Raw genomic sequence first — 5,877 nt, forward strand, 5'->3', positions numbered from 1 at the left:
TCCTATATTACACCTCTATATACTAATCGTCAACACCTTTTTACAAAGAAATTTAATTTAGTACCTTTGCACTCTTTTAACTCTAGATAAGGACCTACAAAGATCTCATTAAAATATAAACCATCGTCTACTTGTCTTTACCAATCTATTCTTCTAAATACTATTCAATTTAGGCACTTCTCTATTTCAAAGGACTCGCTTCCCCCATCTTACCGAACTCATACAATTGATTCTTTTCATCTAAACTAGCAACCTTATTTTAACAATTAATAGTATATAATTAGAAAGTTGCTTTATTTTTTATTACCGCTCCCTATTCCCCTTTGTTTATCAAGTTGTAATATCAATAACATTCTATTAGAAACAGGTGACGATATGAAAGATATACGTATTCTTATAGCAGATGACGATAAAGAAATTCGAGACTTATTAAAAAGATATTTAGAACGAGAATTATATATGGTAGATACTGCAATTAATGGCGAAGAAGCGTTGTGCTTATTTAACCAAAATAACTACAACCTCGTTATATTAGATCTTATGATGCCGAAAGTAGATGGTATCGAAGTGTGTAGAAAACTTAGAGATACAACCAACATTCCTATATTAATGCTAACTGCTAAAGATCACGAAGTTGATAAAATTTTGGGCTTAAGCATAGGTGCTGATGATTATATTACGAAACCTTTCAGTATTCACGAAGTGGTTGCAAGAGTAAAAGCTCTTATGCGACGTTTTTTAGTTCTTGGAAGTAACACTAACGTACAAGAGAAAACAGCTTTAACATTTAAAGGACTAACTATCGATTTTAAAAAATACACAGTCCATACGAACGGAAAAGAAATCAACTTAACTGGAAAAGAACTTGAACTATTAAAATTCTTCGCTTCAAACCCAGAGCAAGTATTTACGAAAACACAACTCTTTCGGAATGTATGGGACGATAATTATATAGAAGATGATAATACAGTTATGGTGCATATTAGAAAGCTTAGAAAGAAAATAGAAATCGATTCTTCCAATCCAAAATTCATTCAGACTGTATGGGGAATCGGTTATAAGTTTGTAGGTGAACAGGTTGAAAAATGATAAGGTCCTCTTTCTTATTTCATTACAACTTATCATTTGCGGACTTTTAAATATAGATATGGGATACCATGTAAAAATATCTTTATTTATTGCTCTTATCATAATCACAATATATCTTTTCTTTTCAAGAGTTCACTTTATTCAAAGCAACGAATCGATGGTTACTAAATTAAGCCGTGCACTTAAAGGGAATTTACAAACGAGGCTATTCACAAATAACGACCGTTCACTAAATAGTATCGTGTTTTCAATAAACGACTTAATAACTGCATTAGAAAAGGGTCAGATCGAAGCAAGGAAATCCCAAGAAGCTAGAAAACAACTTTTATCTAATATCTCACATGATATCCGGACACCACTTACTTCTATTATTGGATATATTGATGCTTTAAAAGATGATGTCGCTGCTTCTGAAGTAGAAAAGCAAGAATATCTTGAAATACTTTATAAGAAATCGAATGACTTAAAACATCTGGTCGATGAAATCTTTAATATGGCCAAGCTAGATGCTGATGAGTTTCCATTAAAAGAAGAAGAACTCGATTTTTCTGAGGTTACTAGAGAAGTATTAATCGAATTTTTACCCGAGCTATCAAAACATAACATTGAACTACAAGTTCTCATACCAGAATCTACTTCCCCTATTATTGCAGATCACCTTAGCCTTATACGAATTATAGGTAATCTAATAAAAAACGCTATCCATCACGGAAAAGCGGGGAAAATAGTAGGAGTCGAACTACTAGAAACCAATACAGAATATGAGATTCTTATTTGGGACAAGGGACCCGGTATTCCAAAACATGATTTACAAAACGTATTTAAGCGGATGTACCGCAGCGAACAATCAAGAAATCCTTCTTACGGTGGTAGTGGCCTCGGACTTTCTATTTCTAAAGCCCTCGTTGAAAAAAATGGTGGGCGTATATGGGTTGACAGTATTCCCTGGGAACGAACTACTTTTGGTTTTTCCGTCCCAAAACACACTACTTTTAAGAAATAGTTAAGAAATGATTAATATGCAGTTAAACCTTCCTTTTTATTATGTAATTAAGAACTTATAGAAAGTAGGTGCCCCCTATAAATACAATTATAAAAACGACAAACCTTACTAAAGTTTATGGGAACCAAAAGTCAGTAGATAATCTAAATATAAATGTACAGCAAGGAGAGATTTATGGATTCATAGGGCGTAACGGTGCTGGTAAAACAACTACAATCCGTATGCTGCTTAGTCTTATAAAACCTACAAGTGGAAATATAGAAATATTCGGTGAGGATTTACTTTGGAATCCAAAAGACATTTTAAGAAGAATTGGCTCTATCGTTGAAGTCCCAGGATTTTATGAAAACTTAACTGCAAGAGAGAACTTATTAATTAATGCAAAGATAATCGGAGTTCACAAAAGGAATGCAATTGAAGAAGCATTAGAAATTGTAGGCTTGCAGCACGAAACAAAAAAATTAGTAGGAAAATACTCTTTAGGAATGAAGCAACGCTTAGGAATTGCACGTGCTCTTCTCCATTATCCTGAACTACTCATACTAGATGAACCAACTAACGGACTAGATCCAATCGGTATTAAAGAAATGCGAAAACTCATTAAATCTTTAGCTCAAGACAGAAATATAACGATACTCATTTCTAGTCATATATTAGCTGAGGTGGAACAACTAGTCGATCGTATGGGAATTATTCATGAAGGAAGGTTATTAGAAGAAGTTTCTCTTGATACACTGCGTAAAGCCAATCGTAAGTACATAGAATTCCAGGTAAATAATGATAATAAAGCTGCGATGCTATTAGAAAAGCATTTTCAAATTTTTGATTATGAGGTACATGATGAAGGAAATATTCGCGTTTATTCTCACTTTGGACAGCAAGGACACATTAATAGGACGTTAGTTCGTAATGATGTTGAAGTATTAAAAATTGTGATGAGCGAAGATAGACTAGAAGATTATTTCACCAAACTAGTTGGGGGTGGCGCAATTGGTTAATCTTCTTTATACAGAACTATTAAAATTGAAACGATCCAATATGTTTTTGATTAGTATTATCGGAGCAGGTGTCGCGCCATTTTTAGTGGTTGTAGCTTCTTATATACACCTGAAGACAAAGCAGCCTACTCCAACTATTTTATTTGGTCAACTGTTCACTGAAGTTAACCTATACACTACTTTAATTATAGGATTCCCCTTATATGGAGTTGTAATCGCTTATCTATTTACCCGTGAATACACGGAAGATACATTAAAAAACTTGCTAACTATCCCAGTATCACGTATTAACTTTATTATAAGTAAGTTTATCCTTCTATTCCTTTGGATCATGATGCTAACTTTAGTTGCTTGGGCGCTAACTTTATTATTAGGGCTAGTAGGTAGCTTCCCTGGGTTTAGTATCACCTTACTTTTAGGCTCTCTCGTAAAATTTTTAATATGTGGTGGACTTCTCTTTCTTTTGTCTTCACCTATTGTACTACTAACTCTTGTAATGAAGACCTATGTACCGCCTATTATATTAACAATCATTATTACAATGACTAACCTTATGATCGTAAATTCAAAACATAAAGACCTATTCCCATGGACCGCTACTCTAGATATAGCAAATAACGAATTACAACCGACTTATCCACCAGAGTATTCTTATATCATCATTGCAGTAACAGCTATTTTCGGATTTATTACAACACTATTCTATTTTAAAAGAGTAGATATTCATTAATCTATAGGAGTGAAACTATGAGCGATCTTATCAATGCCTTCATACTTGGCATTGTAGAAGGGTTAGCTGAATTTTTACCCATCTCTTCTACTGGCCATCTTATATTAGTCGGACATTTATTAGGTTTTGAAGGAGAAAGGGCAAAAACGTTTGAAATTGTCATACAGTTAGGGGCAATTTTAGCTATCGCGATTTTATATCATAAACGCCTTGTTTCTTTATGTAATATTAAACCCCTTCTACGGAAAGAGAAAAAATTCAATGTATTACATGTTTTTCTCGGTGTATTCCCAGCAGTAGTTGTTGGCTTATTATTACATGATGTTATTAAAGCATACTTATTCCAGCCGTATACTGTCGTAATCGGACTTGTAGCAGGAGCATTTCTTATGATTTTTGCAGAAGCAAAAAAAGCAGAGGTAACCGCTTTTTCACTAGATGATTTAACATACCGTCAAGCATTAACAATTGGATTATTTCAATGCTTAGCAGTATATCCTGGCTTCTCAAGGGCTGGCTCTACTATTTCTGGAGGTCTATTAGCGAAAGTAAATTATAAGGCTGCATCTGAGTTCTCTTTTCTCATTGCTCTTCCTGTAATGGTTGGAGCTACAGGCTTAGACTTATTAAAAAGTTGGAAGTATTTAAGTGCGGATGATATTCCTATGTTTGCTATAGGATTCATTACCTCTTTTATAGTAGCAATGCTAGCGGTAGTAACCTTCCTGAAGCTTTTAGAAAAGATAGGTTTAAAACCTTTTGCATATTATCGTATTTTGTTAGCCATTGTATTTACACTTTTCGTATTGCTATAGCTTCATATAAGTCACATATTATTAAACCGATATTCAAGGAATATCGGTTTTTATCTATTTCACCTCTAGTATTACTCACTTCAATATGGCACAGTGGATAATAGATCAATATTAATAATCCGAATATTCTTTACTTCTAATCAACACTTCATTAAAATATGTAACGTTAAAAGCTATATTTGAAATCCGAACCTAGTAATAGCATTTCTTCCTTATACACATATACTGAAGTAAAAATAAGTACCTCAATTGATTGAGTCTACCCATTACACCACGATAGAACTAACGTTCTCATCCCTTTGCTATACATCACTTCTTCCTTGTTTCTATATTTATGGAAGAGAAGTACGTGTAGGTGATCGGGCATTGATCCTAACTTTATTGCAGCCCAAATCACAAATAGACTACATAACAACTATATCCATTACCATACGAAACAATTCGAAAATCAAACATCCCGTCTATTAATATGGGCGTCTACGTGGAAAATGGTCATAAATGGACAGAACGAGTTTATAAACCATATTCCTTCAGCGTATTACTTGTATTAATCCGTAATACAACAACCCAGATTTTATATGACTACAAAACTATTACAAATAAGCAAGTTGCTCAAGGCTTATAAAAAAATGAATTTTAACTAAAGTGAGGTAAATATACAAATGAATCCATTAGCACAATCATATTGGGATACTTATTGGGGAAACAATGAAAAACCAGAATCTGTTACAGCTTGGCAATTTGGTGATTCTCCTGATTATCTCGCTCAATTAGTCATTGATGGTGTGAAAACCGCAACATGCTCGGGCCATATTTTTTATGAATTAGAAAATGAACCACTACCAACAACTAACGATTATAGTATTGTACTCAATAGTCAGGATGAACCTGTAGCTATTATTAAGACAATAGAAGTAACTATAATGCCAATGAATGAAGTGACTGAAGAATTCGCTATCGCTGAAGGCGAAGGCGATCGTACCTATAGTTACTGGAGAGATACCCATATTCAGTTTTTTACAAAGGAACTAAGCGAACTTGGTCTTAGTTTTTCTGAAGATATGCTGCTCGTTTGCGAACGTTTTAAGCTTATCGATGTAAAAAACAAAGTGAAGCTATGATAAATAACGATTTTACCGGAAGTCCATACTAGATAAATACATTTATCTTTAAACAAATAAGCTTGTTATCAATGGATTTCTTGAGCCATTAATAACAAGCTTATTTCATTAAACACAAAAA

General features: G+C 33.6%; 6 protein-coding genes and 1 pseudogene. All 7 read left to right on the forward strand.

All coding sequences use genetic code 11. From position 1 onward, the window contains the following. Window positions 1-375: 375 nt before the first annotated feature. The 7 genes and pseudogenes from B5P42_RS29300 to B5P42_RS29325 all read left to right on the forward strand — a co-directional run bounded on the left by B5P42_RS29300 (window position 376) and on the right by B5P42_RS29325 (window position 5,756). Complete coding sequence (locus B5P42_RS29300; protein ID WP_060752069.1) at window positions 376-1,089, forward strand: response regulator transcription factor; 714 nt, start codon at window positions 376-378, stop codon at window positions 1,087-1,089. Next, entirely contained in the window at window positions 1,079-2,092 is a 1,014-nt protein-coding gene (locus tag B5P42_RS29305; protein WP_002167061.1) for a sensor histidine kinase, read from the forward strand. The genes B5P42_RS29300 and B5P42_RS29305 overlap by 11 nt, the downstream gene beginning before the upstream one ends. Window positions 2,093-2,160: 68 nt before the next feature. Beyond that, window positions 2,161-3,090 (forward strand): ABC transporter ATP-binding protein, encoded by a 930-nt coding sequence (locus B5P42_RS29310; protein WP_113735889.1) that lies wholly within the window; start codon window positions 2,161-2,163, stop codon window positions 3,088-3,090. After that, window positions 3,083-3,820 (forward strand): ABC transporter permease, encoded by a 738-nt coding sequence (locus B5P42_RS29315; protein WP_002091688.1) that lies wholly within the window; start codon window positions 3,083-3,085, stop codon window positions 3,818-3,820. The genes B5P42_RS29310 and B5P42_RS29315 overlap by 8 nt, the downstream gene beginning before the upstream one ends. A 17-nt stretch (window positions 3,821-3,837) precedes the next feature. Continuing rightward, entirely contained in the window at window positions 3,838-4,635 is a 798-nt protein-coding gene (bacA, locus tag B5P42_RS29320) for an undecaprenyl-diphosphate phosphatase (RefSeq protein WP_113735890.1), read from the forward strand. A gap of 424 nt (window positions 4,636-5,059) precedes the next feature. Further along, window positions 5,060-5,260, forward strand: a pseudogene (locus B5P42_RS32980) (peptidase M20); the annotation flags it as partial. Between the two features lie 37 nt (window positions 5,261-5,297). Continuing rightward, window positions 5,298-5,756: an ASCH domain-containing protein gene (locus tag B5P42_RS29325; protein WP_044438115.1), complete on the forward strand. Its 459-nt coding sequence runs from the start codon at window positions 5,298-5,300 to the stop codon at window positions 5,754-5,756. Window positions 5,757-5,877: the final 121 nt, after the last annotated feature.

The organism is Bacillus sp. SRB_331 (genome assembly GCF_003264175.1).
GTDB lineage: Bacteria > Bacillota > Bacilli > Bacillales > Bacillaceae_G > Bacillus_A > Bacillus_A mycoides.

Excerpts from the sequence above, each read along its gene's own strand:
- B5P42_RS29300 (WP_060752069.1), top strand. The coding sequence starts at position 376 with ATGAAAGATATACGTATTCTTATAGCAGATGACGATAAAGAAATTCGA.
- bacA (WP_113735890.1), top strand. The coding sequence starts at position 3,838 with ATGAGCGATCTTATCAATGCCTTCATACTTGGCATTGTAGAAGGGTTA.
- B5P42_RS29325 (WP_044438115.1), top strand. The coding sequence starts at position 5,298 with ATGAATCCATTAGCACAATCATATTGGGATACTTATTGGGGAAACAAT.